The organism is Neisseria dumasiana, assembly GCF_022870885.1.
Taxonomy (GTDB): Bacteria; Pseudomonadota; Gammaproteobacteria; order Burkholderiales; family Neisseriaceae; genus Neisseria; species Neisseria dumasiana.
The window spans coordinates 1,815,516-1,841,333 of sequence record NZ_CP091509.1 but is presented as its reverse complement, the minus strand read 5'-3'; the positions used below and the strand labels follow the sequence as shown (position 1 = coordinate 1,841,333).

Annotated in this window: 28 protein-coding genes, 1 tRNA gene and 1 pseudogene; 12 read left to right on the top strand and 18 right to left on the bottom strand. The window is 49.3% G+C overall.

Translation table 11 applies throughout. The features are described 5' to 3' along the window. Positions 1-141 precede the first annotated feature (141 nt). The 7 genes from LVJ88_RS08490 to yacG all read left to right on the top strand — a co-directional run bounded on the left by LVJ88_RS08490 (position 142) and on the right by yacG (position 5,873). Positions 142-217 (top strand) — tRNA-Phe (locus LVJ88_RS08490). 264 nt (positions 218-481) lie between these two features. Continuing rightward, complete coding sequence (gene pilB / locus LVJ88_RS08485; protein ID WP_085417695.1) at positions 482-2,161, top strand: type IV-A pilus assembly ATPase PilB; 1,680 nt, start codon at positions 482-484, stop codon at positions 2,159-2,161. Between the two features lie 32 nt (positions 2,162-2,193). Beyond that, on the top strand, positions 2,194-3,432 hold the full coding sequence (locus LVJ88_RS08480; protein WP_085356335.1) for a type II secretion system F family protein: 1,239 nt from the start codon (positions 2,194-2,196) through the stop codon (positions 3,430-3,432). 2 nt (positions 3,433-3,434) lie between these two features. Then, complete coding sequence (locus LVJ88_RS08475; RefSeq protein WP_054599206.1) at positions 3,435-4,298, top strand: prepilin peptidase; 864 nt, start codon at positions 3,435-3,437, stop codon at positions 4,296-4,298. A gap of 3 nt (positions 4,299-4,301) precedes the next feature. After that, positions 4,302-4,925: a dephospho-CoA kinase gene (gene coaE / locus LVJ88_RS08470; protein ID WP_085417694.1), complete on the top strand. Its 624-nt coding sequence runs from the start codon at positions 4,302-4,304 to the stop codon at positions 4,923-4,925. Continuing rightward, a complete protein-coding gene (zapD, locus tag LVJ88_RS08465) occupies positions 4,922-5,689 on the top strand; it encodes a cell division protein ZapD (RefSeq protein WP_054599204.1) in 768 nt (255 codons plus the stop codon). Before coaE ends, zapD begins: the two co-directional genes overlap by 4 nt. 4 nt (positions 5,690-5,693) lie before the next feature. Next, on the top strand, positions 5,694-5,873 hold the full coding sequence (gene yacG / locus LVJ88_RS08460; RefSeq protein WP_082402963.1) for a DNA gyrase inhibitor YacG: 180 nt from the start codon (positions 5,694-5,696) through the stop codon (positions 5,871-5,873). A 183-nt stretch (positions 5,874-6,056) separates the two neighbouring features. Here yacG and mscL read toward each other — a convergent pair whose 3' ends face one another. Both mscL and LVJ88_RS08450 read right to left on the bottom strand, forming a co-directional pair. After that, positions 6,057-6,500, bottom strand: a complete 444-nt coding sequence (mscL, locus tag LVJ88_RS08455) for a large conductance mechanosensitive channel protein MscL (RefSeq protein ID WP_085417693.1) — start codon at positions 6,498-6,500, stop codon at positions 6,057-6,059. A 340-nt stretch (positions 6,501-6,840) separates the two neighbouring features. Then, the gene (locus LVJ88_RS08450) at positions 6,841-7,296 is read right to left on the bottom strand and encodes an Rrf2 family transcriptional regulator (protein ID WP_085417692.1); all 456 of its coding nucleotides are present in this window, start codon (positions 7,294-7,296) and stop codon (positions 6,841-6,843) included. Between the two features lie 87 nt (positions 7,297-7,383). Here LVJ88_RS08450 and LVJ88_RS08445 point away from each other — a divergent pair, with 87 nt between their 5' ends. The 5 genes from LVJ88_RS08445 (at position 7,384) to grxD (ending at position 11,782) form a co-directional block, all read left to right on the top strand. Then, a complete protein-coding gene (locus tag LVJ88_RS08445) occupies positions 7,384-7,749 on the top strand; it encodes a hypothetical protein (protein WP_085417691.1) in 366 nt (121 codons plus the stop codon). A 387-nt stretch (positions 7,750-8,136) separates the two neighbouring features. Beyond that, on the top strand, positions 8,137-9,291 hold the full coding sequence (locus tag LVJ88_RS08440) for an NnrS family protein (protein WP_085417690.1): 1,155 nt from the start codon (positions 8,137-8,139) through the stop codon (positions 9,289-9,291). Between the two features lie 134 nt (positions 9,292-9,425). Then, on the top strand, positions 9,426-10,472 hold the full coding sequence (gene argC, locus LVJ88_RS08435) for an N-acetyl-gamma-glutamyl-phosphate reductase (protein ID WP_085417689.1): 1,047 nt from the start codon (positions 9,426-9,428) through the stop codon (positions 10,470-10,472). A 39-nt stretch (positions 10,473-10,511) separates the two neighbouring features. Beyond that, positions 10,512-11,399, top strand: coding sequence for a DMT family transporter (locus LVJ88_RS08430; RefSeq protein ID WP_085417688.1), 888 nt, complete (start codon positions 10,512-10,514; stop codon positions 11,397-11,399). 74 nt (positions 11,400-11,473) lie between these two features. Then, a complete protein-coding gene (gene grxD / locus LVJ88_RS08425) occupies positions 11,474-11,782 on the top strand; it encodes a Grx4 family monothiol glutaredoxin (protein WP_054599197.1) in 309 nt (102 codons plus the stop codon). A gap of 87 nt (positions 11,783-11,869) precedes the next feature. Here grxD and LVJ88_RS08420 read toward each other — a convergent pair whose 3' ends face one another. The 16 genes and pseudogenes from LVJ88_RS08420 to gltS all read right to left on the bottom strand — a co-directional run bounded on the left by LVJ88_RS08420 (position 11,870) and on the right by gltS (position 25,506). Continuing rightward, positions 11,870-12,562: a M48 family metallopeptidase gene (locus LVJ88_RS08420; RefSeq protein ID WP_085417687.1), complete on the bottom strand. Its 693-nt coding sequence runs from the start codon at positions 12,560-12,562 to the stop codon at positions 11,870-11,872. Beyond that, positions 12,559-12,738 (bottom strand): hypothetical protein, encoded by a 180-nt coding sequence (locus LVJ88_RS08415; RefSeq protein ID WP_085360174.1) that lies wholly within the window; start codon positions 12,736-12,738, stop codon positions 12,559-12,561. Before LVJ88_RS08415 ends, LVJ88_RS08420 begins: the two co-directional genes overlap by 4 nt. A gap of 43 nt (positions 12,739-12,781) precedes the next feature. Then, positions 12,782-13,516 carry a lysophospholipid acyltransferase family protein gene (locus tag LVJ88_RS08410; RefSeq protein ID WP_085417686.1) on the bottom strand — a complete coding sequence of 245 codons (735 nt, stop codon included), beginning with the start codon at positions 13,514-13,516 and terminating at the stop codon, positions 12,782-12,784. 23 nt (positions 13,517-13,539) lie between these two features. Next, entirely contained in the window at positions 13,540-14,118 is a 579-nt protein-coding gene (gene gmhB / locus LVJ88_RS08405; protein ID WP_054599193.1) for a D-glycero-beta-D-manno-heptose 1,7-bisphosphate 7-phosphatase, read from the bottom strand. 14 nt (positions 14,119-14,132) lie between these two features. Further along, positions 14,133-15,185, bottom strand: coding sequence for a glycosyltransferase family 4 protein (locus tag LVJ88_RS08400; protein ID WP_085417685.1), 1,053 nt, complete (start codon positions 15,183-15,185; stop codon positions 14,133-14,135). Positions 15,186-15,261: 76 nt separating this feature from the next. Beyond that, on the bottom strand, positions 15,262-15,804 hold the full coding sequence (gene rfbC, locus LVJ88_RS08395) for a dTDP-4-dehydrorhamnose 3,5-epimerase (protein ID WP_085356321.1): 543 nt from the start codon (positions 15,802-15,804) through the stop codon (positions 15,262-15,264). A gap of 40 nt (positions 15,805-15,844) precedes the next feature. Then, on the bottom strand, positions 15,845-16,729 hold the full coding sequence (gene rfbD / locus LVJ88_RS08390; protein WP_085417684.1) for a dTDP-4-dehydrorhamnose reductase: 885 nt from the start codon (positions 16,727-16,729) through the stop codon (positions 15,845-15,847). Next, complete coding sequence (gene rfbA / locus LVJ88_RS08385) at positions 16,722-17,600, bottom strand: glucose-1-phosphate thymidylyltransferase RfbA (protein WP_085356319.1); 879 nt, start codon at positions 17,598-17,600, stop codon at positions 16,722-16,724. Before rfbA ends, rfbD begins: the two co-directional genes overlap by 8 nt. Further along, on the bottom strand, positions 17,597-18,661 hold the full coding sequence (gene rfbB / locus LVJ88_RS08380; protein WP_085417683.1) for a dTDP-glucose 4,6-dehydratase: 1,065 nt from the start codon (positions 18,659-18,661) through the stop codon (positions 17,597-17,599). Before rfbB ends, rfbA begins: the two co-directional genes overlap by 4 nt. Positions 18,662-18,685: 24 nt before the next feature. Then, positions 18,686-19,483, bottom strand: a complete 798-nt coding sequence (locus tag LVJ88_RS08375; RefSeq protein WP_085417682.1) for a glycosyltransferase family 2 protein — start codon at positions 19,481-19,483, stop codon at positions 18,686-18,688. Next, the gene (locus tag LVJ88_RS08370; protein ID WP_085417681.1) at positions 19,473-20,696 is read right to left on the bottom strand and encodes a glycosyltransferase family 4 protein; all 1,224 of its coding nucleotides are present in this window, start codon (positions 20,694-20,696) and stop codon (positions 19,473-19,475) included. The genes LVJ88_RS08375 and LVJ88_RS08370 overlap by 11 nt, the downstream gene beginning before the upstream one ends. A gap of 56 nt (positions 20,697-20,752) precedes the next feature. After that, positions 20,753-21,380 (bottom strand): annotated as a pseudogene (locus LVJ88_RS08365) (WaaS/CpsH family glycosyltransferase). A 104-nt stretch (positions 21,381-21,484) separates the two neighbouring features. Further along, entirely contained in the window at positions 21,485-22,510 is a 1,026-nt protein-coding gene (gene galE / locus LVJ88_RS08360; RefSeq protein WP_085417680.1) for a UDP-glucose 4-epimerase GalE, read from the bottom strand. A 66-nt stretch (positions 22,511-22,576) separates the two neighbouring features. Further along, complete coding sequence (locus LVJ88_RS08355) at positions 22,577-22,963, bottom strand: DUF7832 domain-containing protein (protein WP_332888937.1); 387 nt, start codon at positions 22,961-22,963, stop codon at positions 22,577-22,579. A gap of 179 nt (positions 22,964-23,142) precedes the next feature. Further along, on the bottom strand, positions 23,143-24,168 hold the full coding sequence (locus LVJ88_RS08350; RefSeq protein ID WP_085417678.1) for a lysozyme inhibitor LprI family protein: 1,026 nt from the start codon (positions 24,166-24,168) through the stop codon (positions 23,143-23,145). 96 nt (positions 24,169-24,264) lie between these two features. After that, positions 24,265-25,506, bottom strand: coding sequence for a sodium/glutamate symporter (gene gltS / locus LVJ88_RS08345; RefSeq protein ID WP_054599181.1), 1,242 nt, complete (start codon positions 25,504-25,506; stop codon positions 24,265-24,267). Positions 25,507-25,818: the final 312 nt, after the last annotated feature.

Below are 25,818 nucleotides of genomic sequence, written 5' to 3'. Positions count from 1 at the left end.
TTCCCTTTATCGGCTCAACCTTGCCATGCCTTATTTAATTTCTATAAAAAATATGCTGTTACCTTTCGGGCTTGATATTTTTAAATCAAAACGCTTGCAGAGGCCGTCTGATTCTGTTTTAATACGCATCTCTTCTAGCACGGCCAGATAGCTCAGTCGGTAGAGCAACGGATTGAAAATCCGTGTGTCGGCGGTTCGATCCCGCCTCTGGCCACCATTTAACCGCACAGTGCGGTTATTTTTTTATCTGTTGTTTTTACGCCGAATAAATCTTAGATACAATAAATTTCAACATAGGCCGGGTAGGTTTGCCCGGCCTGTTCGCTTATAATGACATGGTTCTTGCGGGAAAAATATTTCCTGCGAATAAAATAACATTACGGGTTCATGCTGCAAGGGTATAGTTTTGCGCCTTGCACTGCATTTTATAATAATGATTAACACAACCGCACACGCGGCTGGTAAAGCAGGAAGTGGAAAAATGAGCGTCGGTATATTAAGAGTGTTGGTGCAAAGCCAAATCATTGACAATAATCAGGTCGAACGTTATCAAAACGTATTAAAAGCAAATAAATCAATTGTTCCTCTGTTGTTTGAAGAGGGCGTAATCACACCTAAAGCATTAGGCGAGTTGCTGGCAAGGGTTTTCAGCTACCCTCTCTTGGATTTAACCCATTATCCCCGCAGTAATATCCTCCCGGATGTGCTTTCCGAAGAACAAATGCTGCAAAACCGCTGTGTGCCGATTTTTCAAAGAGGCCGGAAAGTTTACTTCGCAGTATCCGATCCAACCCAAATTCAGAATTTCCAAAAAATAGCCTTTTCATCAGGCGTATCGGTCGATTTGGTCGTGGTACGCGACGACCAGTTGAGCACTTTGCTTGAATGGCTCGGCCAGCGTTCGACTTCGATTTTGAACGAAATGAGCAAAGAGCAGGAGGCTGCGGCTCCCGTTCAATCTCTGTATATCGATAACGAAGAAGCAGAAGACGGGCCGATTCCCCGTTTTATTCACAAAACACTTTCCGATGCCTTAAATGCGGGCGCTTCGGATATTCACTTCGAATTTTACGAGCAAATGGCGCGGGTTCGTTTCCGTGTGGACGGCCAGTTGAGAGAAGTCGTTCAGCCGCCCGTAGCCGTCCGAGGCCAGCTTGCATCGCGTATCAAAGTGATGGCCCGTTTGGATATCTCGGAAAAAAGAGTGCCTCAAGACGGCCGTATTCAAATCGCATTCCATAAGCACGGCCGCCCGATCGATTTCCGTGTCAGCACTTTGCCCACTTTGTTCGGCGAAAAAGTGGTTATGCGTATTCTGAATTCAGATGCAGGGTCTTTGAATATCGACCAATTGGGCTTCGAACCATTTCAAAAAGAATTGCTGCTGGAAGCCATCCACCGCCCCTACGGCATGGTATTGGTAACCGGCCCGACCGGTTCGGGTAAAACGGTTTCACTCTATACCTGTTTGAACATCTTGAATACAGAGAATGTCAATATCGCTACTGCCGAAGACCCTGCTGAGATTAACTTGCCCGGCATTAACCAGGTAAACGTAAACGATAAACAAGGCTTGACGTTTGCTGCCGCGCTGAAGGCGTTTCTCCGTCAAGATCCGGATATCATCATGGTGGGTGAGATTCGGGATTTGGAAACTGCCGACATCGCCATTAAAGCTGCTCAAACCGGCCATATGGTTTTCTCCACTTTGCATACTAATAACGCTCCTGCAACGCTGTCGCGTATGCTGAATATGGGTGTTGCTCCGTTTAATATTGCCAGCTCCGTGAGCCTGATTATGGCTCAACGGCTTCTGCGCCGCTTGTGCTCGAATTGTAAAACGCCGATGGAACGCCCGCCTGTTGCGGCTTTGAAAAAAGCGGGTTTTACTGATGAAGATTTGGCAAAAAACTGGACTATGTACCGTCCGGTAGGCTGCGACAGTTGCAGGGGGAAAGGCTATAAGGGGCGTGCCGGCGTATATGAGGTAATGCCGATAAGCGAAGAAATGCAGCGCGTAATCATGGAAAACGGTACGGAAGTCGATATCTTAAATATGGCCTATAAAGAAGGCATGGTCGATTTGCGCCGCGCAGGATTGTTGAAAGTCATGCAAGGCATTACTTCGTTGGAAGAAGTGCTCGCTCATACTAACGATTAACATACAAGTATTGGATTTTTAAAGGGGTCAAAATGAGCAAATCCACAGCAGGAAGCAGAAACGTTAAAAAAGAAAAAGGCATCCGTTTTAATTTTGAAGGTAGGAATATCGATACCGAACAAATGGTTCGGGGCGAAGTGGTTGCCAAAAACGAAGAAGAAGCACGCAAAAAGCTTCAACGGCGGGGCATTAAGCCGTTACGGGTCAGCAAAGTAAAGGCAGTGCGCAAGAAGAGGATTACGCAGGAAGACATTACGGTATTTACACGCCAACTGGCCACCATGATGAAAGCCGGCCTGCCTTTGATGCAGGCATTTGAAATCGTAGCCAAAGGGCATTCCAATCCGTCGATGACGCAAATGCTGATGCAGGTGCGGGCCGATGTGGAGCAAGGCAGTGCGCTGGGTAAAGCTTTTGCCAAACATCCCAAATATTTCGACCGTTTTTACTGCAATCTGATTGCGGCAGGTGAAGCGGGCGGTGTGTTGGAAAGCTTGTTGGATAAATTGGCGATTTATAAAGAAAAAACCCAAGCCATTAAGAAAAAAGTAAAAAGTGCGCTCACTTATCCGATTGCCATTGTGGTTGTGGCCATTGTTTTGGTATTCATTATGATGGTGTTTGTTTTACCGGCATTCGGTGAAGTGTACAGCAGCATGGGGGCGGAACTGCCGGGATTGACCCAAATCGTGATGAGTATTTCCGATTTCTTCGTCAAGTATGCTTGGGTTATCGTAATCGGAACGGTGGTGCTGTGTTTCGGTTTGTTCCAATGGTATAAAAAATCACCGATGCTGCAGAAACGCGTTGATGCAGTGATGCTTCGGCTGCCTATTTTCGGTGCCATTGTTAGAAAAGCCACCATTGCACGTTGGGCGCGCACAACTTCTACGCTGTTCGCTGCAGGCGTTCCTTTGGTAGAGGTGTTGGATTCCGTATCGGGTGCGGCGGGCAACATTCTTTACGAAGAAGCGACACACGATATCCGAGCCAAAGTAACTCAAGGTTTGTCGCTGACATCGAGTATGCAGGGTACGGATATGTTTCCGAATATGGTGCTGCAAATGGCGGCTATCGGTGAGGAATCGGGTTCGTTAGACGATATGCTGAACAAGGCCGCAGAGTTTTATGAAGATGAAGTTGATAATGCGGTTGCCCAACTATCGTCGTTAATGGAGCCGATTATTATGGTTGTGCTCGGTTCCATTATCGGTGTGATTTTGGTTGCCATGTATCTGCCGCTGTTTAACTTGGGTAACGTGGTAGGCTGATTATGTGGGCTTTATTCCAAGAGCTGGCACCTTTTGCGGTGCCGCTCTCTTTCTTGTTCGGCCTCTTGACCGGCAGTTTTCTGAATGTGGTGATTTATCGTGTTCCGGTAATGATGGAACGAAGCTGGACATTGTTTGCCAAAGATCATTTGGGTTTGGATATAACTGCTGAAGAATCTGAAACGTTTAATCTGATCAAGCCTGATTCGCGATGCCCGAAATGTCTTGCCCGCGTTAGACCGTGGCAAAATATACCCGTTATCAGTTATCTGTTGTTGGGCGGTAAATGCGGTTCATGTAAAACACCTATCAGCAAACGCTATCCGCTGGTGGAACTGTTGACCGGTTTGCTGTTTGCGGCGGTTGCTTGGCAATACGGGTGGAGCTGGATCACTTTTGGCGGTTTGGTATTCACGGCAATGCTGGTTGCGCTCGCATTTATTGATGCGGATACCCAGTATCTTCCCGACCAGTTGACCTTGCCGTTAATCTGGCTGGGCTTGATTTTTAATATAAACGGCTCGTTTGTACCGCTTAGTTCCGCAGTATGGGGGGCAGTATGCGGGTATATGAGTTTATGGTTGCTGTGTTATATTTATAAACTCTTAACGGGCAAAATCGGTATGGGCGGGGGTGATTTTAAATTATTGGCCGCCTTAGGTGCTTGGTTGGGAGTGGGGGTGTTGCCCGTATTGGTTTTTATGGCGGCACTTATCGGCATTATTGCGGCGTTGGTTATGAAAATTGCGAAAGGGCAGCAGTTTGCGTTCGGCCCCAGTTTGGCGGTTGCCGGCTGGCTTATTTTTATTGCCAATGAGCAGATATTATCGTTAACGGCATGGTGGTTGAATGCTTCGGGGTTTTAAACGATGGCTTTTTGGGTAGGGTTAACCGGAGGAATCGGCAGCGGCAAATCAAAGGCCGCTGCCGAATTTCTCCATTTAGGCGTTCCGGTTATTGATGCGGATGCCGTCAGTAGAGAGATAACGGCAGACAACGGTTCGGCCTTACCTGAAATACGCCGTGTATTCGGTGTGGATTTTTTTGATGATGAAGGCCGTCTGAAACGTGATGCTTTACGCGATTTGGTTTTCAGACGGCCTGAAGCCAAACAACAGCTTGAAGCATTGATGCATCCGCTGATTTTGAATGAAATCCGCTTACAGCAGCGCAATTATGAACATAAGGTGTACGGAATCATCGATATTCCTTTATTGATTGAAAAGCCGGTATTTTCTGTATTGGCTAAACGTGTTTTGGTTATTGATGCCGACGAAACGATTCAGATAGAACGGGTGCGGCAGCGTAGCGGTCTTGATCCGGTTGAAATCAAGCGCATCATGGCCACGCAGGCGAGCAGAAGGGAAAGATTGCTTGCGGCAGATGATGTTTTGTCAAATGAAGGTACAATTGAAGAATTAGCCGCTAAGGTGAACAGATTGCACCGGTTTTACCAAGCATATTTTTCATACTTATCCAGAGTAATGCCATGATTCGTTTCGAACATCCGCTTTCCGAGCGGTTACGCAGTTTTTTACGCATCGAATATTTGTTTAACCGTTTTCATTCCGAGAGCGAACGGCAGGACGACAGCCCGTGGGCACATCACTTGGCATTGTTTTCTCTGTTTGAAATTATGGAATGCGCAGGACGCGCGGAAGTAAAGTTGGATATTCTTCAAGAGCTTGAACGGCAGAAACAGATTTTGTCCGACAGCCGGTTTCAGGGGGAGGGCATAGTAGTCGGCCGAGACCGTTTGCAAGAGGTTGCCGATAATCTTCAAGGCGTTCAGCAAAAGTTCGGCCAGCATTTGCGTGAAAACGATTGGCTGATGGCGATTAAGCAGCGTATGTTGGTACCGGGAGGAACAAGCCCGTTTGATTTGTCGTCTTATTACTTTTGGCAGCAGCTGCCTTACGAGTGTCGCTTAAACGATTTAAAAAAGTGGATTGGCACATTGCTGCCTACGCGCGAAGCAATAACCGTGTTGTTGGATATTTTGCGCGCCAATACCAAGTCGGTTGATTGCGTGGCGCAAAAAGGTAATTATCAGAGCAACAGTCTGCCGCAAAATATTCATATGCTGACGATCGAGGTCGATATCGATAATCAGGCGTTACCCGAGGTTTCTGCCAACAAATACATTACCCATATACGTTTTTTAGAAGCTTCTCAAGAATATGCCCGAGGCAAACAATTGCAGGCTGATGTGCCGTTTAAATTGATTATGTGCAGTTTTGACCCGATTTTAGAATAAAGTTATGAATGACCCGAAACCGATAGTGCCTTGCCCGACCTGCCGTAAGCCTACCGAATGGACGCAAGAAAACAAGTTCCGCCCATTTTGCAGCGAACGCTGTAAATTGATTGATTTAGGTGCTTGGGCGAATGAAGATTATGCGATTGAATCAGAAGCTGACGATATTTATCGGGAAGAATAAGGAAGCGTTCAATATTTAATCGAAGCAGGGTTATTAATCTTGCTGCCGTTGTGAAAAATTAAGTAGTTTTGCAAAGGTATCAAGCCGTTTGCTGATAACGCGCCCTAAAATACGAAACACAATAAAAAACTGCTGCCGTCTGAAAACTATTTCAGACGGCAGCAGCGTTTTATGGGATGCGGATTATTTTTTATTCAAAGAATCGCGGATTTCGCGCAGCAGCAATACTTCTTCAGAAGGAGCTGCAGGTGCTTCTTCGGCAGCAGGTGCTTCGCGTTTCATTTTGTTGATCATTTTAATTACCACGAAAATAGCGGCAGCAATGATCAGGAAGCTGATGATGGTATTGATGAACAGACCTATGTTCAAAGTAACCGCGCCGGCGGCTTGGGCGGCAGCCAAAGTGGAGTAGCCGGCTTCAGGTGCAGGCGGCACGCCGTCTTTCAGGGTAATAAACAGGTTTGAAAAGTCTACGCCGCCGATCAAAATACCGATAGGGGGCATAATCACATCATCTACCAAAGATTTTACAATGCCGCTGAAGGCAGTACCGATAACCATACCGACCGCGAGATCGATAACATTACCACGCATAATAAACTCTTTAAATTCTTTTGCTAAAGACATCTTTTTTCCTTTCCAAAATATTAAATATAGATGTATGAAATTATTCAAACCACTGTCGGGCGAAAGACCGCGCATGGTACTTGATTTATTGTAAAAATATGTATCACATAGTTATGATTTGTGTTTTTGATAGAAAACGGCAGTTTTAGTTCCCGTTCAGGTGAAAAAAATGCCGTTTGAAAAGATTTGTAGCATTTATGCAAAAGAATGAATCGATAAAACGTGCCGATATTGCCCTGAATGGCGAAGTGAGAAAACATCAATTGGAATATATGTGATGTGATTACAACGCTGTTGATCGGATGTGAGTCGCAGCAGAGAGGAGCGGCCGCAAAATGCGTTAGAGACCGTTGCTTACCTCGATGACGTCAATTTTGGGCATATAGAGTAAATCGTAGGTGGGTTTGTTGACCAAGTCGGCAAGAGTAAATCCGTCGAGATAGTTGAGAAACGCGCGGATGCCGCCGCCTAAAATGCCGGCCATGCGGCAGTTGGGGGGAATGATGCATTGGTTGTTGTTGCCCATACATTCCACAAGCTGCATGGGTTCGAGATGGCGGATAACTGCGCCGATGTTGATTTTATCGGCGGGGCGCGACAGGCGCAGGCCGCCGCCTTTGCCGCGGATGCTGTCGAGAAAGCCGCCTTTAACCAATGCAGTAACCACTTTCATCAGGTGGCTTTTGGAGATGCCGTAGGTGTCGGCGATGGTGCTGATGTTGACTAAAGCATCGTCGTTGATGGCGGTGTAAATCAATACGCGCAGGCCGTAATCGGTGTGCTGGGTCAAATACATAATGGATGGCGGGGTGAGTTTGACTTTGTGTCGTTATAAGTTTCATAATATATGAAACTTATACAATAATCCAGTACGGGCACGACCATGAAACCTTTGAAACGCCATCCCGATTTAATCGAGCGTTCGCGCGATCACCATCATACTTTGGCATTATGTGTGCGGATTTTGCGCGATCCCAATCAGAACCACAGCGATGATATTGAAGCGCACCTACCTGATTTGTTTGCGCATTTTGCCGCGGAAGAAGCGCAGTTCGCTCCGTATTGGGATAAGGTGGATTCGGCTCTGCGGCAGCGTTTTGAGGCGGAACATGTTTTGCTGCGCGGAATGGCGGCGGCATCGCAATACGATGATGCTGAGTGGAACACTCGTTTTGCCACGACTTTGCGCGACCATGCGCGTTTTGAAGAGCGTGAACTGTTTCCGGCGCTTGAGCCGTTTTTGAATTGAACTGCTAAAGCCGGAGGGGAAAGTTTTCAGACGGCCTCGATTTGTATTTGAGGTATGGATTGAGCATTGGCTGCTGCTGATTAAGGCTGATACGCATTAAGACTTTTGTAGGATGGCCGTCTGAACAATATTTTGGCAAGGTGGGCGGCAATCTTTTAGACGCGGCTGCTTGGATGCTTGTCCGGCGTTTTGGTATGTGAAGATCACTGATATAAAACTGGAGACCTTTGCAAAACCCCCATCTGCGGCGCATTTCTGCGTTGTGCGCTGCCCGCTCGTTTGCCTATCTATATGATATGTCTGCACTCGCTGTGCTGCTACGCCTTGAACTGCATCCACATCTGGCGGCTTTGCAAAGGTCTCAAACTTATATAAAAGGAACTTACCATGAAAACCTTGTTTTCCCATCCTGTGTGGGCAATGGCTTTCCGCCCGTTTTATGCGCTGGCAGCTGTGTTTGGTGCCGTGTCGATATTGCTGTGGGGATTCGGTTATCAGGGTACGGCAGACATGCCTTCGTTTTTTTGGCACGCGCATGAAATGATTTGGGGTTATGCCGGTGCGGTGGTGGTAGGCTTTCTGCTGACGGCTGTGGCAACGTGGACCGGCCAGCCGCCTACGCGCGGGGCGGCTTTGTTTGGCTTGGCGGCTTGCTGGCTGCTGGCGCGTATTGCAATGTATTTTCCGCACGGCGCGGCAATCAGCGGGGTGTTGGGAACGCTGTTTTTGGGCGGCGCGGCGGTGTGCATGGCGATTCCGGTGGTCGAAAGCAAAAATTCGCGCAACTATATCGCCGTGGTGGCACTGGCGGTGTTCGGCTTAACCCATGCCGTGTTCCATTTTTACCTTCAATCCCATGAAACGGGCGTGCTGATGAACATGATATTGGCGGGCCTGATGATGGTGGCGGGGTTTATCGGCTTAGTGGGGATGCGGATTATGCCGTTTTTCACGGCCAAGCGTTTGGGTATTGAGCAGGTGTCTTCGCCGATGTGGGTGGCTTTGTCGGCTTTGGTGCTGCCTATGTTGGCGGCGGTGTTGATGCTTTTTCAGACGGCCTTTCTGCTGGTGGCATGGTGTGCGTTTGCTGCGGGTGTGATTAATCTGGTGCAGCTTTTCCGCTGGTGGCACAAGCAGGTGTTGCGCGAGCCGATGCTGTGGGTTTTGTTTGCAGGCTATCTGTTTACGGCGCTGGGCTTGATGGTGGTGGGTGTGGCGCAATGGTTTATCGCTTTTACGAGCTTGGGCGTGCACTTGATCGGCGTGGGCGGTATCGGCTTGCTGACGCTGGGCATGATGGCGCGGACGGCGCTCGGCCATACGGGGCATCCGATTTATCCTGCACCGTCGCCGATGACTTTGGCGTTTTGGCTGATGGTGGGAGCAACCCTGGTGCGTGTGCTGGCAGCTTTTGTGGGCAGCACGGCTTATACCCACAGCATCCGCTTGTCGGCCGCTTTGTTTGCGGTGTCGCTGCTGCTGTATGCGTGGCGTTATATTCCGTGGCTGATTGCGCCGCGAGCAGACGGCAAACCGGGTTAACGTATGCTTGAGTTCGGTTTGAACATGAGGCCGTCTGAAAAGATAAAACAGCCTGAACCAATCTTTTCAGACGGCCTGTTTGCGCTTAAACTGGCGGCTTGATAAAAACACCTTGGTTTAAGTAGAGGAACATCATGTCGCATCAAAAAATGAAAGCGGGTATTGTCGGCGCAACCGGTTACACAGGCGTGGAGCTGCTGCGCCTTTTGTCTGCTCATCCCCATGTTGATGTTTGTGCCGTAACCAGCCGCGGCGAGGCGGGTATTGCGGTGGCCGATTATTTTCCCAGCCTGCGCGGTGTGTATGACTTGGTGTTCCAAACGCCCGATGATGCCGATTTGGCATCGTGCGACGTGGTGTTTTTTGCCACGCCCAACGGCGTAGCCATGAAAGAAGCGCCGGAGCTGTTGGCTAAGGGCGTGCGCGTAGTCGATTTGTCGGCCGACTACCGCATCAAAGACATTCCCACTTGGGAAAAATGGTACGGCATGACGCACGCCAGCCCCGAAACGGTTGCCGAGGCGGTGTACGGTTTGAGTGAGATGAACCGTGCCGAAGTGGCAAAAGCGCGTTTGGTGGCCAACCCCGGCTGCTATCCGACCTGCGTTTCGCTGGCCTTGCTGCCTTTGTTGAAAGCAGGCCGTCTGAAAGAAAACATGCCGCTGATTGCCGACTGCAAATCCGGCGTATCGGGCGCGGGGCGCAAGGCTAATGTGGGCACGCTGCTGTGCGAGGCGGGCGACAACTTCAAAGCCTACGGCGTGGGCGGACACCGCCACCTGCCCGAAATCAAGCAAACCATCAGCGGCCTGCAAAACGGCGTGGCCGACGGGCTGGTGTTTGTGCCGCATCTCACGCCGATGATACGCGGCATGCAGGCCACCATGTATGTGCATCTGAAAGACGGCTCCGACCCGCATGAAATCTTAAGCGGTTTTTATGGCGACAGCGCGTTTGTGGACATCATGCCTGCGGGCAGCACACCGGAAACACGCAGCGTGCGCGGGGCAAACCTGTGCCGCATCAGTGTGCAGCAGGCGCCGCAAAGCGATGTGTGGATTGTGCTGTCGGTAATCGATAATCTGGTAAAAGGCGCGGCAGGGCAGGCGGTGCAGAACATGAATATTATGTTCGGCTTTAACGAAAACGCAGGCTTGGGCAACACGCCGCTGCTGCCGTAATCCGCATCATGTTTTGCTTAGTTTGATTTCCAGTCCGTTATGTCGAAACCTTCCCTGCTGAAAAACCTGCCGTTTCTGCTCACCCCGCCGCTGTTATGGGCGGGGAACGTGATTGTGGCGCGGGCGGTGCGTAACGATATTCCGCCGTTTACCTTGTCGTTCGGGCGATGGGTGATTTCGCTGCTGATTCTGCTGCCGTTTGCTTGGGCGGCGATGCGGCGCGATAAAGCGCTGTATTTCCAGCACAAAAAAATGGTGGCAGCCACGGCGCTCACAGGCATTGCCGCGTTTAACACGCTGGTGTATGCAGGCTTGCACACGACCACCGGCACCAACGCTTTGCTGCTCAATTCGTGCATTCCCGTGTTGATTATGCTGATCGGCGCGGTGTTTTACGGGCAGCGGCTGAACCGTTTTCAGATGGCCGGGTTGCTGCTATCGCTGTCGGGTGTGTTGGTTGTCGTGTTGCAAGGCAGCATGGACAATCTTGTGGCGCTGCGTTTCCACCCCGGCGATTTATGGGTGTTTGCTGCGGCGGTGTGTTGGGCGTTTTACACATTGTGGATGAAGAGAATACCGGCAGAAATCAACCGCACGGGTTTGACCGCCGTGCAGATTATGTTGGGCTTGCTGGTGCTGCTGCCTTTGTGGTGGTGGGAACAGGCCGGCGGTGCGGTGGTGAATTGGAACCTGCGTTCGCTGGCTGGCTTTGCCTATGTGGGCATTTTCCCTTCCGTGGTGGCTTATTTATGCTACACCGCCGCCATCGCCCGCTTGGGCGCGGTGGGTGCGGGCTTGAGCATTTATCTGATGCCCGTGTTCGGCACACTGCTGGCGGTAACGCTTTTGGGCGAGACTTTGCAGACCTACCATGTGGTGGGCATCGCAGCGATTTTCGGCGGGATTATGTTGAGCAACCGCAAATAAGCTTAATGTATCTTTTTTCAAACCGCGTATAATGCGGGCGTTTAATCGTTTTATTTTGAGAATCAGGAATTGAGATGAGTATTCAAGAACAAATCAAAGAAGTCGTAACCACCCACCGCGTAGTGCTGTTTATGAAAGGTACCAAGCAGTTTCCGCAATGCGGCTTTTCTTCGCGTGCGGTGCAGCTTCTTCAAGCTGCGGGTTGCGAAGATTTCGTTACCGTAAACGTGCTGGAAAATGATGCCGTGCGCCAAGGCATTAAAGAATACAGCAACTGGCCGACCATTCCGCAACTGTATGTAAACGGCGAGTTTCTCGGCGGTTCGGACATCATGATGGAAATGTATGAAGCCGGTGAGCTGCAAGAGGCATTGAAAGCGTAATGAACGCGCCGGTGTTTTGAATCATCGGTTTGGAGGCCGTCTGAAAAGTTTTTCAGACGGCTTCTTTGTATTCGGGCGTAGGGTGGCTTAATCCAGCAAAAACAGTTCGTTGCCGTGTTGTTTCAGCCATTGTTTGGCGGTATCGGTATGGGGCGTGTGGCGGTTGAGCAGCGCCCAAAAGCGCGGGCTGTGGTCGGGATGGGGAAGGTGGCAGAGTTCGTGGATGCACACATAATCAATCACGAAATCGGGCGCGCCGATCAAACGCCAGTTCAGGCGGATGCCGGTGCGCTGCCGGCATACACCCCAAAAGGTTTTGGCGTTGCTCAGGGCGGTGGCGGCGGGGAAGAGTTGCAGGGTGTGGGCGTGTTGCTGCAAGCGCGGCAGCAGGGTTTCGGCGGCGCGTTCGGTGAGAAAGCGGCGCAAATGCGTTTTTTGCTGCGCCCACGGTTGCTCCGGCAGCAGAAAGTACGGCGGTTGGTGGCTGATGTGGTGTTGCGCGTGGGTGCGGAGTTGGTGGGGTTGGCCGCGATACCAAATGTGTTCGGGTGCGGTGTGCGGCGTGGGCGCGGGCGGTGTGTGCCGCAGGGTGCGCAGAACGAGTGCTTCGTTGTGTTGCAGCCACAGACGCAGTTGCCGTTCGCTCAAAAAAGGCGGAATGTTGATGCGGATAGCGGCTGCCGACAGCGGGCGCAAAATGATGTTTTTCTTGGCGCTACGTTTCAGATGGAGCGTGATGTCGAGGCCGTCTGAAAGGGTGTGGGCAAGCTGCATGGTCAAATCAGGCCGAGATAATAGAGCACACAGCCGATAATCACGGCGGCTCCGACGGCGAGCAGGGCGGTGCGGGCGTTGGCCGGCACGCCTGCATCGCGCAGACTGCGGTTGAAATAAGCTCCGCCGATCAGGGTAACCAGCACGGCGAAGATGAGGGCGGAATAGGTGTCGCTGTTCATGGGTTGGTATGATGTTGTTGGGTGTGGAGGCCGTCTGAAATGTTCAGACGGCCTTTTTGGCGGCAAACGGCCCGGCACCGTCGATTTTTTCCTGTTGGCTTTCAATCCAGTTTTCGCATTGGGCCATCAACTCTTCGGGTGTGCCGCTGCTGTGGGCAACGGGTTTGCCGATGACTATGGTGATTTCGCCCGGGTATTTCAAAAACGAATTGCGCGGCCAGAATTCGCCGCTGTTGAGGGCAACGGGCACCAAATCCATCTCGAACATTTTCGCCATGCGTGCGGCGCCGAGTTTGTATTTGCCGCGTGTGCCGGGCGGCAGGCGTGTGCCTTCGGGGAAAATGGTAATCCAAAAGCCTTCTTTTTTACGCGCCAAGCCTTGCTCCATCAGCTGGCGGTTGGCTTGGGTGCGGTTGCTGCGGTCGATGCCGATGGTTTTGGCAAGTTTCAGCCCCCAGCCGAAGAAGGGCAGTTTGAACAGTTCTTTTTTGGCCACGAAAACGTGCAGGGGAAAGATTTCCTGAAAGGCGAGCGTTTCCCAGCCCGATTGGTGTTTGCTGCAAATAATCGAGGGGCGGTCGGGGATGTTTTCTGCTCCGACCACGCGGTATTTGAGGCCGATGATGTGCTTGAGCATCCACATCAGTATCAACGCCCAAGCGCGGCCGACGTGGTTTGCACCTTTGGGAATCAGGGCGATGGGAATGATAACGGTGAACATCGGCGGGGTAATCAATACCAATACCAGCCAGTAAATCAGGTTGCGGATATAGAGCATCGGGAGCTTTCTTTAACGGGTTTTCAGACGGCCTGATGTTCTGCCGCCTGCTGGCGAGCGTTTTCCTGCATCAGGTATTGCGAAAAAGCCAGCAGGTTGTCGAAGATTTGCGTGCGTTCGGGCAGGTCGTCGCCTTGGTTTTCGAGCGTTTTTTTGCCTTTGCCGGTCAGCACCAGCGCGGATTTGCCGCCGACTGCGTCAATCGCCTGCAAATCACGCAGGCTGTCGCCCACCAGCCAAGTTTCGGCGGCATCGGCGTTGAAACGCTCGATGATGTCGGTAATCATGCCGGGCTTGGGTTTGCGGCAGCCGCAGTTGTCGTCGGCCAGATGCGGGCAGAACCAGATGCCGTCGATTTTGCCGCCGGCCTGTTGTACCAAGCGGTGCATTTTGGTGTGCATTTCGGTAAGGTCTTGCAGGGTAAAGTATTTTCTGCCGATGCCGGATTGGTTGGTGGCCACGGCGATGGTGTAGCCTGCTTCGGTTAGGAAGGCAATGGCATCCATGCTGCCTTCGATGGGCACCCATTCGTCGCAGGATTTTACGAAGTCGTCGCGGTCGTGGTTAATCACGCCGTCGCGGTCGAGAATAATCAGTTTCATGCGTGCGATACCTTTCAGACGGCCTCAAGCATGGCTTGAAGCTCGGTAATGTGCTGTTCTAAAGAGGGATTGTAAGTTAATGCCTGTTGCGGGTCGGCCAGTTTGTGCGTGCCGCTCTGTTTGAGGGCGACGGCTTGTTCCACGGCGGCAGCCAGTGTTTCGGGGCGCGTGCGCGAGAAGAAGAAACCGGCCTTATCGTTCATCACTTCCGTGCAGGCCATGTTGTCGGACAACACCACGCGCGTGCCGCTCAACACCGATTCTACACCCACCAAGCCGAAAGGTTCGTACAACGAGGCCATGATGGTGAAATCGGCGGCGCGGTAAAGTTCGGGCATGTTTTTGCAGAAGCCGAGTTCCACTATATTTTTCATCGGGCGGGGCAGCGGCGAACCGGCCACGGCGAGCTTTACCGGCAGATCGGTATGCTCGAAAAAGGCGGCGAGCATGTCCAAGCCTTTGCGTTTGTGGCCGGTGGAAGGGAAGAGGAACACGGTTTCGTGTTCGCCGAAACCGTATTTTTGGCGCAGGGCGGCAATATCTTCCGGCCGGGCGGGGGAAAAGCGTGCGGTGTCGGCAGGCGGATACACCACGCGGATTTTGTCGGGGTTCACGCCGTAGAGTTCGACCAGCTCGTGCTGCATCAAAGCGGAATGCGCCATGATGGATTGGGCGGTGCGGTAATTGGTGCGGTTGCGGCGGATGGTGAGTTTGTCGAGCAGGGTAGGCTGTTGCTGCATACCGCGCAGATAGCCTAAATGCGTGCCGCCGCACACGAAAATATCGGCGTGGTCGCCGGGGTTGCAGGCGATCAGCCGTTCGCCGCTGCGGCGCAGTTTTTGAAGTTGGCGTGCAAAGAAAAACGGGCGCAGCTTTTTGGGAATGCGTTTCTGATTAACGGTTTGCGCGCCGATTTGCGCGTATTCGGGCAGGGAAGTGTCGAACCTTGAGGCATAAACGCGAACGGGTATGTTTTGTGCGGCCAGCGCGCGGACGATGTCGAAAGTATAGCTTTCCATGCCGCCGCCTCGGTTGAATCGGTTGATGCTGATGGCGATAGGGTTCATAAGGTTCACAATGATTCACATAAATGTTCAGACGGCCTTAGAGCGGATGAGGCCGTCTGAAAAGGAAATACCGACATTATTCAAAAACAACGGCTTGGGCAAGCGTTTTGCCGGCCGCATCTTTCGCCGACAGTTGCGGCTCGTCCGTGAGCGGCCAGCGGATGTTCACAGAAGGGTCGTTCCACAACAGGCAATGCTCGGCTTGCGGGTTGTAGTAATCGGTGCATTTATACACGAATTCCGCGCCGTCTCCCAGTACATAAAAGCCGTGGGCAAAGCCTTCCGGCACCCACAGTTGGCGTTTGTTGTCGGCAGATAAAACCGCGCCGACCCAACGGCCGAAAGTGGGCGATGAGCGGCGCAAGTCCACAGCCACATCAAACACGCTGCCGGAAATCACCCGCACCAGCTTGCCTTGGGTGTTTTCGGTTTGGTAGTGCAGGCCGCGCAAAACGCCGGCGGCGGATTTGGAGTGGTTTTCCTGCACAAAAGTGCGGTTGCAGACGTTTTCTCTAAACCATTGGTCGCGGAAGGTTTCCATAAAAAAACCGCGCTCGTCGCCGAATACTTTGGGTTCGAGAATTTTTACGTCGGGAATGGCGGTGGAGATGATGTTCATATCGGTGTGGTCGGGTAAAAGAATTTTTCAGACGGCATCGTTAAGGTGCAGGCATATATGGGCACAAATCATGCAGGGCAGCCTGCCAGTTACTGGGTTGAACGCCAAAGGCCGTCTGAATGTTATGGGTGTTCAGGCGGGAGCAGGCAGGGCGTTTTGCCGGTGTAGGGTAGGAAGCTGTGTCGATTTCGATGAGCTCCGGTATCCGATCGAGCAGACCCTGTGCTGCGGCCGCATCGAAAATAGCTTGGGCAAATTGATACCAGCTGACATAAGGGCTGCCCGAATAGTGGTATAAACCGTAACCGTGGTCTTGTTGGGATAAGCGGCGGCCGATGTGTATCAGGGTAGCGGCAATGTCGCCGGCGTAGGTGGGCGCACCGTATTGGTCGCCGACAATATTCAGGGTATCGCGTTCTTTTCCTAGCCGGAGCATGGTTTTAACGAAATTGTGGCCGTGTTCTCCGAACACCCATGAAGTGCGGATAATCACGGCGCGGGAACATGCGGCTTGAACGGCTTGTTCTCCGGCAAGTTTGCTTGCTCCGTAAACACTTTGGGGAGAGGGGGTATCCGTTTCGGAGTAGGGCTGCTGTTTTTGCCCGTCAAACACATAATCGGTCGAAAGGTGGATGATGGCCGCTCCGCACGCTTGGGCGGCTTCGGCCAAATATGCCGCACCGTTGCGGTTGACGGCAAACGCCCGATCACTGTCGCTTTCGGCTTTATCTACGGCAGTATAAGCTGCCGCATTGATAATAATGTCAGGGCGGAAGCTTAAGGCCGTCTGAAAAACAGCATCGCGGTCGGTAATGTCGAGCTGGGCGGAATGAAGAGCCGACACTTGGTCGGAACGCTGGGCGAGCAGGCGGGTAAGGCAATGGCCGACTTGACCGTTTTTGCCGGTAATCAAAAATTTAGCCATGTTCACGGGCTTTCAATAAACGCATCAGATAAAGGCCGTAATCGTTTTTGCACAACGGGGCTGCCAACGTTTCGAGTTGTTGGTCGGAAAGCCAACCGTTGCGCCACGCGATTTCTTCAAGGCAGGCCACTTGCAGGTTTTGCAGATGCTCGATGGTTTTGACGAACGAAGAAGCTTCATGCAGGCTGTCGTGCGTGCCGGTGTCGAGCCAGGCAAAACCACGGCCGAGTTGTTGCACGTTGAGCGAGCCGTCTTCGAGATACATTTGGTTGATGCTGGTGATTTCCAGTTCGCCCCTTTCAGACGGCCTAACCTGCTTGGCAAAATCGACTACACGATTGTCGTAGAAATAGAGGCCGGTTACCGCCCAATCCGATTTAGGTTTTTGCGGTTTCTCTTCGATAGACAGAGCTTTAAATGTCTTATCGAATTCCACAACGCCGAAGCGTTCCGGGTCTTTTACCTGATAAGCAAAAACCGTTGCCCCCGATTCGCGCGCGGCGGCCTGCTGCAAGGTTTGAGTAAACGATTGGCCGTAAAAAATATTGTCGCCCAACACCAAGCATACTTTATCGCTGCCGATAAAGGTTTCGCCGATGATGAAAGCCTGAGCCAAACCGTCGGGGCTGGGTTGCTCGGCATAATCGATGCGGATGCCGAAATCGGAACCGTTTCCCAAAAGGCGGCGGAAAGCAGCTTGGTCTTCGGGCGTGGTGATAACCAATATGTCGCGGATACCGGCCAGCATCAGCACCGACAAAGGGTAATAAATCATCGGTTTGTTATACACGGGCAGCAGTTGTTTGGAAACGCCGCGTGTGATCGGATAGAGCCGCGTACCCGAACCGCCTGCGAGAATAATGCCTTTCATTTTGCCACTCCCAAGCGTTCGAGCCGGTAGGAGCCGTCGAGCACACGTTGCCACCAGCCGCGGTTGTTCAAATACCATGCTACGGTTTTACGGATACCCGATTCAAAAGTTTCTTCGGGCTTCCAGCCAAGCTCGCGGTTGATTTTGGCCGCATCAATGGCATAACGCACATCGTGGCCGGGGCGGTCTGCGACAAACGTGATCAAATCTTCATAGGCTCGAACCCCGGCGGGTTTTTCGGGCATCAATTCTTCCAGCAGTTTGCAGACGGTTTGCACCACTTCGAGATTAGTTTTTTCGTTATGGCCGCCGATATTATAGGTTTCCCCTATTTTCCCTTGTGTGATCACGGCATATAAAGCCCGCGCATGATCTTCGACAAACAGCCAATCGCGTATCTGCAAGCCGTTACCGTAAACGGGCAAGGGTCTGCCGCCGATGGCATTGAGAATGATCAGAGGAATCAGTTTTTCAGGAAAATGATAAGGGCCGTAGTTGTTGGAACAATTGGTAATCAAAGTAGGCAAGCCGTAAGTGCGCCGCCATGCCCTTACTAAATGGTCGCTGGAGGCTTTGGAAGCGGAATAAGGGCTGCTGGGCGCATAAGGCGTGGTTTCGGTAAACAAATCGTCGGTACCGTGCAAATCGCCATACACTTCGTCGGTAGAAATATGATGAAAACGGAACGACGCCTGTTTTTCAGACGGCATGTTTTGCCAGTATGCCCGTGCTGCCTCCAACAAGGTATAAGTGCCGACGATATTGGTTTCAATAAACGCCGCCGGCCGGTCGATCGAGCGGTCGACATGGCTTTCCGCGGCCAAGTGCATAACGGCATCCGGTTGATGGTAAAAGAAAATCCGCTCAAGCGCAGAGCGGTCGCAAATATCTGCCTGTTCGAATGTATAACGCGGATTGTCTGCAATCGAAGCCAAAGATTCAAGATTGCCTGCGTAGGTCAACTTATCAAGGTTGACCACGCTGTCTTGAGTGTGGTTGATGATGTGACGGATAACTGCGGAGCCTATAAAGCCGGCTCCGCCGGTAATGAGGAGTTTCATGTTTCTTATCTCTTAATCATTTAGCTATGACTGATTTTTCCAAGTCGCAGATTCGTTTTTATTGAAATATTCTAATTTATCTTCGGCGCACATTATGTCGGATTCGGGAAACCAAGGCAGGTGAACAGCTGTGAATACCCCGGCTACTCTTACAGCATCTAAAAAATCATATTGGTAATTGCTTTTTCTGTATACGGCAAACGTGGTATCCAGTTTGGCGGCATAAATTTCCCATATTGGATGCTCGATCTTAAATCTCCAAAATTGTTTTTCCCATTGCACAGGTGTGAATGGTTTTTGCGGATAAGCAAATGGTTTTTTTTGTTTTCTATGGATGAATTGTGTAGCTTGATTATTATCGCTTGATTGGGGAGGCATAGATAAAGCGCAGCCTGCTTTATATACTGAAAATTCCTTGGTTAAATCTGCCAATATTTCCAGAAAATTATGCGGCAGATCGGGTGAAAGTTCTAAGTCGGGGTCGCTGTAAGCAAACACTTCGGGTAACGCTTCATAAATTCTTCCTATAAAACCGACCAAATGGCCGAAATTATAAGGGCTGAAAACAATATCTGCCTTTTGGTCATTTTGTAACTGACACAGAATTTGCAAAGATTTTTTATGTGTGGATTTATTATCTATAACAATAGGAATAATATCGAACCGGTTCATTTGGGATACTATGTTTTCAACATATGCCCCATTGTTGTATGACACAATGATTACAGGAATTTGTCTGTTGTTTTTGAGTAAAGTTCTTTTTAACTTTTGGGCTACTAAAGATTGCCAAAACTGTTGTTGAAGACGTTTTTTAAGCTTCATATTTTTTATCTAATCCATTAATAGCCATCATATCTAGATATGCTTTACGATTGGCAGCTGCGGAGAAATCCCTTTTAACCGATTGATAGGCATTCATTTGAAATATTTTCAATTGGGTACGGTTTTTTGCCGATTGCGCTATACATTCGATGAATTTATCCACACAAGGCATGAAATCGTTTAATGAAACCGTTTTTTTGTTGAGATACAGAGGGATGGAATCGTCTTGTATGATCCAGCCATTCTGGTTTTTATCATTGATGAATTCCGGCACTTCGCCCACGTTGGTTGAAACGGGTACGACACCATAAGCCATTCCTTCTAAAATAACCATTGGAAAACCTTCACGCCATGAAGTTATCAACAATAAGTCGCTTTCCAGATAATATTGGTTCAATTTCTCTTTTTCTTTGATGCTGCCCGCAATGTGAAGATTGGGGTAGGAAACATGCAACTTATCGAAATCGCCAATTAAAGTAAATTCCACCGGTAGTTGTAATGAATAGGATTTTTTTACAATCTCCAAAAATATTTCGGGACGCTTTTCGGATGAATTTCTGCCTACGAACAATACTTTTAGATTGGGGTTGTCGGGCTTTTGTGGAAAAGTATCGGGGGTATCGACTTTATTGGGAATAATCATAATCCTCGATAAGAGATTTTCGTCTTTTCCTTCTTCATGGTACTGTTGTTTGAAATCATCGAACGTTTTTTTTCCTAAAACAATACGCGTATCAATTTTTTCCAAAACCGGAAGGCTTAATTTTTCAGCAGCCCAGGGATATTCAAATGAAAAAGCATGAACTAAATCAACCACCTTTATATGGTTTTGCACATGAGGGAGCACTCTGTAAAAAAACGAGGAGTTGCAACCGAAAATAATGGCTTTTTTCTTACGGTTGATTAATCCGGCAACTTTTTTTGCATACCATTTGTATACTAAGCTGCGGAACGCGCCCAATTCGATAATATCGGTATATTGGTAAAAAGTTTCTTTTAGAAAATCATTTTTAGATTTTTCAGTAATGAAACAACAAGTTTTATATTGAGAAAATGTTTCCAAAATATCTGCGTGCACCCGCTCGGCACCACCTAAGTGATAAGCAGGGAAGAAAAAAATAATATCGGCTTGCTCGACATTTGAATGGATTTGTTTCAATAATTTTTTAAATTGAAACACTTCATATAAAAAAGCTATTTTTTTACTGCGCATAAAGGTTGCCGTTTAAAAAGTATCTGAGTTAAGCGTATGTATGATATATCAAACCATTATGGTTGTTTTTCGGTTTGGTTTTGCGTTTCATGGTGTAAAAGACGATCCAACCAATGCTTGAACCCGTATTTTTCTTTAATGCGATAATCAATTTCTTGATAGGGCCTATTTAAAAAGCTTTTGATTTCATCGCTGTTTCGAGTATCCCAAACAAAAATATTATCCGGATGGTAAAAGTCATATTCTGTTACCGTGGGATTGGTTGTGATTAATTTTTTATTGTAATTGAGAGCATCAAATATTCTGAAGGAGCATCCGTTATGGTCGGGGCTGACGAAATCGACTATTACTCCGCATGTGGCTGATTTTTTTAAGTTGTCTGTAAAGCTTAAGACGGTTTCACGGTTTAGGTAGTTGATGCCGTCTGATCCAAATAAGTTTTTAGCACGGTCATCTTTACAGTAAATATGAAACATCAAATCTTAGTTTCTTTTTGTAGTCGCTGTTTTGGGTAATGTGTTTATGATAAGCAGAGAGTAAGCGGCTTTTAAGCGTGGGATAATATGTATCCCTGTCGTCATAGCAAAGATTGATGACGTTGTATCCGTGATGGCGTAAATTTTTTTCTATACACTGATCAAGGCCGTAAAGGAATGGAACGGCAAGAATAACTGTTTTATTCATAAAAATAGCCAAAAGTGTTTTGTAGAGTATAAAAAAATGATTATTTTCGAGTTATTCGGAATGACGTGAAATAATCGCGATATCCACGGATAAAAGGTCGGGGGTTAATTGGAACCGCTGCACCCGTTAGCAAAGTTTTTTTGCCATTTCCAAGCATTTTGCATGATATCGTAGATGTTGCGCTTGGCTTTCCACCCTAATTCTCTTTCTGACTTTTTTGTGTCTGCATAACATTCTGTAACATCCCCTTCGCGCCTTTTGCAGACGGTATAGGGAATGGTGATACCTGAAACTTTTTCAAATGCTTTGATGACTTCCAGCACGGAATAGCCTCGGCCGGTACCTAAATTATAAATATGCAAACCCGGTTGGTTTTGCTTTGCCTGCATGGCTTTCAGATGGCCTTCTGCCAGGTCGACGACGTGAATATAATCGCGCACCCCGGTACCGTCCGAAGTTGGATAGTCGTTGCCGAAAATACTGAGTTGTTTGAGTTTTCCTGATGCGACTTGGCAGATATAAGGAAGAAGGTTGTTGGGTATTCCGTTTGGGTTTTCGCCTATCAATCCGCTTTCATGAGCTCCGGCAGGGTTAAAGTATCTCAATATAACGGCGCTCCAACGCGGGTCTGCCGCAGCCATGTCTTGAAGTATTTTTTCTACAATATGTTTTGTTTGACCGTATGGGTTGGTTGTGGCGCCTGTTGGCATGGCTTCTGTTACCGGCATTCGGGAAGGAATGCCGTAAACGGTCGCTGATGAGCTGAATATGATATTGAATATCCCGGCATTACTCATTTCTTCAAATAATACCAAGCTGCCGTACACATTGTTGTCGTAATATTCGAGTGGATTTTGTATGCTTTCATTTACGACTTTTAAGCCCGCGAAATGCATGACGGCTTCGATTTTATGGGTGTTGAAAATCTGTTTGAGCAGCGCTCTGTCTCGAATATCGCCATGATAAAAGCGAACAGGGCTGCCTATAATGTGTTCAAGGCGGGGCAGGATATTGGCAGACGAGTTAGACAAGTTATCGATGATGACAATTTCGTGGCCTGCCTCTCCAAGAGAAACTGCGGTGTGGGAGCCGATAAATCCAGTACCTCCTGTTACTAATATAGTCGCCATAATTATTCCGTCGGATAAATGAGTAATGTTTGTAATGAATGTTATTTTGTTATTTATATTAGGGGTTTAGGATTTTAGGCTGTCTTGCCATTCTTCAAAGGCCTTCTGAAAAACCCGGTTCAAAATCTGCTGATTCTCACGGGTGTTTTGGGTGTGATAAAAGTGTTCTTCTGTTTCAATGCCTAAAGCCAGAAAGTAGTCGATCATAAAATTGCCGTAACCTTCCTCTTCATCATGATAGTAGTATTGGGTGAAGCGGTTGCCCAGATCGTTGAAGCAGGTGGTGTCTATGCCGCCGCCCAGTTGGGTTAGAACGAACTCTGCGCCGGAAAATGTGCCGTTTTGCAGTTCTGTAAATCGGGGCAATGCTTCTGCTTCTGGGCTGTGGAGGTTTTGAGATACGGCCCATTTATAATAATAACCCATGTGATTTGCTGCATTTTCTTTCGGCAAATCAGATGGGTAGTTTTCTTCGGTATGGAAAGTTATATGGTCGTAGTGCATGTTGGAAATTTTACTATGAATGGCGGTAATGTTGTTGATTATTTTATGTAGTATCGGGGTTTATGTACTAAATGGCCGTCTGAAAAATGTTTTTCAGACGGCCTGATACACAGTTTAAGAATAGTGGGTTAGTGGATGGTGTAGCCGCGCAGATATTGGCTGCGTTCGCGCGTCATACGGGTGTCGCATTGCAGGCGCAGGTATTCTGCTTGCAAGGTGCTTTCGGCTTGGGCGGCTGCTTGGCGGCAGTTGTTGGTTTTGCTTTGAATCCAGCTGCGTTGTTCGCTTAGCAATTCTCTTTGAACGGGCTGCTCCATGTTGTTCCAAAGGCGGTTGATTTCATTGTTTGCCGCTTGGTTGTTTTGTTTGGCCTGCTCGAGTTCGTTGGCAGAGAATGTGATTTCTGTGCGCTTGGGTTCGGGGCTGAGTATCTCGGGCGGAGAGGCTTCTTCTTGGTTATCGAAGGCGTTGCTGGCGGCATTGTTCTCGAGAATGTCTTCGGGGTCGGCTTGGGGCGGGTCGGAATAGGGTTGGTTGTTGGCATTGAGGGCATCTTTAAGCTGCACTGCTTTGCCGTCTATCATCAGGATGCTTTTGATACCGTAGGGAATGAGGGCGGTTGCGATGTTTTGGGCAGCTACGGTGATGCCGTTGTCTTCGTAATTAACGGTGGTTTGGCCGTCTGAATGGGCGAGTGTATAAGATAGGGGGCGTGAGAAGCCGCCTTTGTCGTCGTAAGTGAGTTGACCGCCGGTAAGCCGTTCTTGCATCAGTTGGCTGATGGTGCGGTTGCTGTACAGCAGCGGGCTGTTCGTTTGCGCGGTATTGAGAATATCGGTGGGAATGCGGATATTCAAGCCGGCGGTGCAAACGGTGTTGCCGTTGCGTTGTTCTGTGCGCGGATTATCCAGCGAAATATTCAGTTGGGTGGCGGCGGCGATGATTTTATCGGGGTCGATAAACTGGCGGCTGTCTTTGCGTGCGTAGGATTGAGCTTCTTGTTTGATGATTTCTTGGATGTTGGTGCGTATGTTGTGGGCAACGGCAGGGTTGCTGCATTCAAGTGTGTTGTTGGTTTGTTGAACGGGCGCGTCGTCGCTGCATGCGGCAAGTGCGGTGGCGAGCAGGGATAAAGTGAGTAGTTTTTTATACATTTTCAAACCTCATAAATTGGATTTCAGACGGCATCATAGCAAAAAGCACCTGCAACGGGTAAGGTTGTTGCAGGTGCTTTTTAGTTTGCTTTCAGTTTATTTGATGAAGTTTACAAAACCGGTAAGGATAATCACATTGATTAAGTCAACGAAGAAAGCACCTACCATCGGCACAATCAAAAATGCTTTGTGTGATGCGCCGAAGCGTTCTGTAATCGACTGCATATTGGCAACGGCCGTGGGGGTTGCACCCATACCGAAACCGCAATGACCTCCCGCCAATACGGCGGCGTCGTAGTTGCGACCCATCAAAACATAGGTAACGAAAGTGGCGTAAAGCACCATAACCAAGGTTTGTGCCAGCAGGATGATGGTTACGGGGCCTGCTAGACCGGTCAGTTCCCACAGCTTAAGGTTCAGCAGAGCCATGGCCAAGAATAACGACAGAGAGGCGTTACCGAACACGTCGATGGCACGGTCGAACATATTGAATTTGAATACGATGGTCAGGATGTTGCGCAAAATCACACCGCCGCCCAATGCCCAAACGAATTTGGGCAAATCGTAGAGATGCTCTTTGTCGATACTGTCCATGATTTCGGCAAAAGCCAAACATGCTGCAAACATGGCAAGGGTTTCGATTGCCGAGCTGGCGGTAATCAGACGGGTTTGCTCGGCATGCTCAAACAAATCTTCGGTGCTCTTGCCGGGATCGTCGTCGTCATAAGCGGCTTCTTGGGCTTTGATGCTGGCTTCGTCCAAAGGTTGGCGGCCCATTTTGTTGATCAGACGGCGGGATACAGGGCCGCCGATCAAGCCGCCGGCCACCAAGCCGAATGTTGCGGCGGCAAGGCCCAAGCCTGTTGCGCCGGTTAAGCCGAAGTTTTTCTCAAAATCAGGGCCCCATGCGCCGGCAGTTCCGTGACCGCCCGTGAGGGTAATGGAACCTGTCATCAAGCCGATCAAGGGGTCGAGACCGAGTGCGGTGGCCAAGCCGACGCCGACGGCGTTTTGAATGAAAATGAAAAAGCCGACAATGGCGGTAAAGATGATTAAAGGCAGGCCGCCTGCTTTAAGGCGGGAAAAGTCTGCACTCAAACCGATGGAGCTGAAGAAAATCAGCATAAAGGTATCTTGAAGCGGTTTTTCAAATTTGAAGCTGACACCGTAAAAAGAGTGTAAAGCGTATAGGATGATGGCGGCAACCAAGCCGCCGGCGACGGGTTCGGGGATGTTGAAATTTTGTAATACTTTGATTTTGTTTACCATTATTTTGCCAACCAGCAAAACAATGGTAGCGGCAATCAGTGTGTAATAACTGTTAAATACCCATTCCATAAATTTTTCTTTCCGGTAAAACCATAAAAATCAAACCACATACAAAAATTTGCCTGCGGGTTAGCTTGCTGATATTAGGGGAAGAGTTAAGGTTTGTCAAAGATAGGTTTACTTTTAACCGTTTGGTTTGAGGTGTATTTATAAAGAGAAATGTGGTGCGCGATGAAGCAGCGGCTAAAAATCGGAAGTATCGTATTTGCGTGAATAGCGCGGTGCAAGCAGATATTTTATGCTTATCGACTTATATTGAAATGTAGCCGTTATGGCGGCGTATGCAGGCCGATTAGTAAACTGAAAACCCGCCTTAATCGC

Bases quoted from the DNA above. Each gene is read 5' to 3' on its own strand.
- pilB (WP_085417695.1), top strand. From the start codon at position 482: ATGAGCGTCGGTATATTAAGAGTGTTGGTGCAAAGCCAAATCATTGAC.
- LVJ88_RS08480 (WP_085356335.1), top strand. From the start codon at position 2,194: ATGAGCAAATCCACAGCAGGAAGCAGAAACGTTAAAAAAGAAAAAGGC.
- LVJ88_RS08475 (WP_054599206.1), top strand. From the start codon at position 3,435: ATGTGGGCTTTATTCCAAGAGCTGGCACCTTTTGCGGTGCCGCTCTCT.
- coaE (WP_085417694.1), top strand. From the start codon at position 4,302: ATGGCTTTTTGGGTAGGGTTAACCGGAGGAATCGGCAGCGGCAAATCA.
- zapD (WP_054599204.1), top strand. From the start codon at position 4,922: ATGATTCGTTTCGAACATCCGCTTTCCGAGCGGTTACGCAGTTTTTTA.
- yacG (WP_082402963.1), top strand. From the start codon at position 5,694: ATGAATGACCCGAAACCGATAGTGCCTTGCCCGACCTGCCGTAAGCCT.
- mscL (WP_085417693.1), bottom strand. From the start codon at position 6,500: ATGTCTTTAGCAAAAGAATTTAAAGAGTTTATTATGCGTGGTAATGTT.
- LVJ88_RS08450 (WP_085417692.1), bottom strand. From the start codon at position 7,296: ATGTATTTGACCCAGCACACCGATTACGGCCTGCGCGTATTGATTTAC.
- LVJ88_RS08445 (WP_085417691.1), top strand. From the start codon at position 7,384: ATGAAACCTTTGAAACGCCATCCCGATTTAATCGAGCGTTCGCGCGAT.
- LVJ88_RS08440 (WP_085417690.1), top strand. From the start codon at position 8,137: ATGAAAACCTTGTTTTCCCATCCTGTGTGGGCAATGGCTTTCCGCCCG.
- argC (WP_085417689.1), top strand. From the start codon at position 9,426: ATGTCGCATCAAAAAATGAAAGCGGGTATTGTCGGCGCAACCGGTTAC.
- LVJ88_RS08430 (WP_085417688.1), top strand. From the start codon at position 10,512: ATGTCGAAACCTTCCCTGCTGAAAAACCTGCCGTTTCTGCTCACCCCG.
- grxD (WP_054599197.1), top strand. From the start codon at position 11,474: ATGAGTATTCAAGAACAAATCAAAGAAGTCGTAACCACCCACCGCGTA.
- LVJ88_RS08415 (WP_085360174.1), bottom strand. From the start codon at position 12,738: ATGAACAGCGACACCTATTCCGCCCTCATCTTCGCCGTGCTGGTTACC.
- LVJ88_RS08410 (WP_085417686.1), bottom strand. From the start codon at position 13,516: ATGCTCTATATCCGCAACCTGATTTACTGGCTGGTATTGGTATTGATT.
- gmhB (WP_054599193.1), bottom strand. From the start codon at position 14,118: ATGAAACTGATTATTCTCGACCGCGACGGCGTGATTAACCACGACCGC.
- LVJ88_RS08400 (WP_085417685.1), bottom strand. From the start codon at position 15,185: ATGAACCCTATCGCCATCAGCATCAACCGATTCAACCGAGGCGGCGGC.
- rfbC (WP_085356321.1), bottom strand. From the start codon at position 15,804: ATGAACATCATCTCCACCGCCATTCCCGACGTAAAAATTCTCGAACCC.
- rfbD (WP_085417684.1), bottom strand. From the start codon at position 16,729: ATGGCTAAATTTTTGATTACCGGCAAAAACGGTCAAGTCGGCCATTGC.
- rfbA (WP_085356319.1), bottom strand. From the start codon at position 17,600: ATGAAAGGCATTATTCTCGCAGGCGGTTCGGGTACGCGGCTCTATCCG.
- rfbB (WP_085417683.1), bottom strand. From the start codon at position 18,661: ATGAAACTCCTCATTACCGGCGGAGCCGGCTTTATAGGCTCCGCAGTT.
- LVJ88_RS08375 (WP_085417682.1), bottom strand. From the start codon at position 19,483: ATGAAGCTTAAAAAACGTCTTCAACAACAGTTTTGGCAATCTTTAGTA.
- LVJ88_RS08370 (WP_085417681.1), bottom strand. From the start codon at position 20,696: ATGCGCAGTAAAAAAATAGCTTTTTTATATGAAGTGTTTCAATTTAAA.
- galE (WP_085417680.1), bottom strand. From the start codon at position 22,510: ATGGCGACTATATTAGTAACAGGAGGTACTGGATTTATCGGCTCCCAC.
- LVJ88_RS08350 (WP_085417678.1), bottom strand. From the start codon at position 24,168: ATGTATAAAAAACTACTCACTTTATCCCTGCTCGCCACCGCACTTGCC.
- gltS (WP_054599181.1), bottom strand. From the start codon at position 25,506: ATGGAATGGGTATTTAACAGTTATTACACACTGATTGCCGCTACCATT.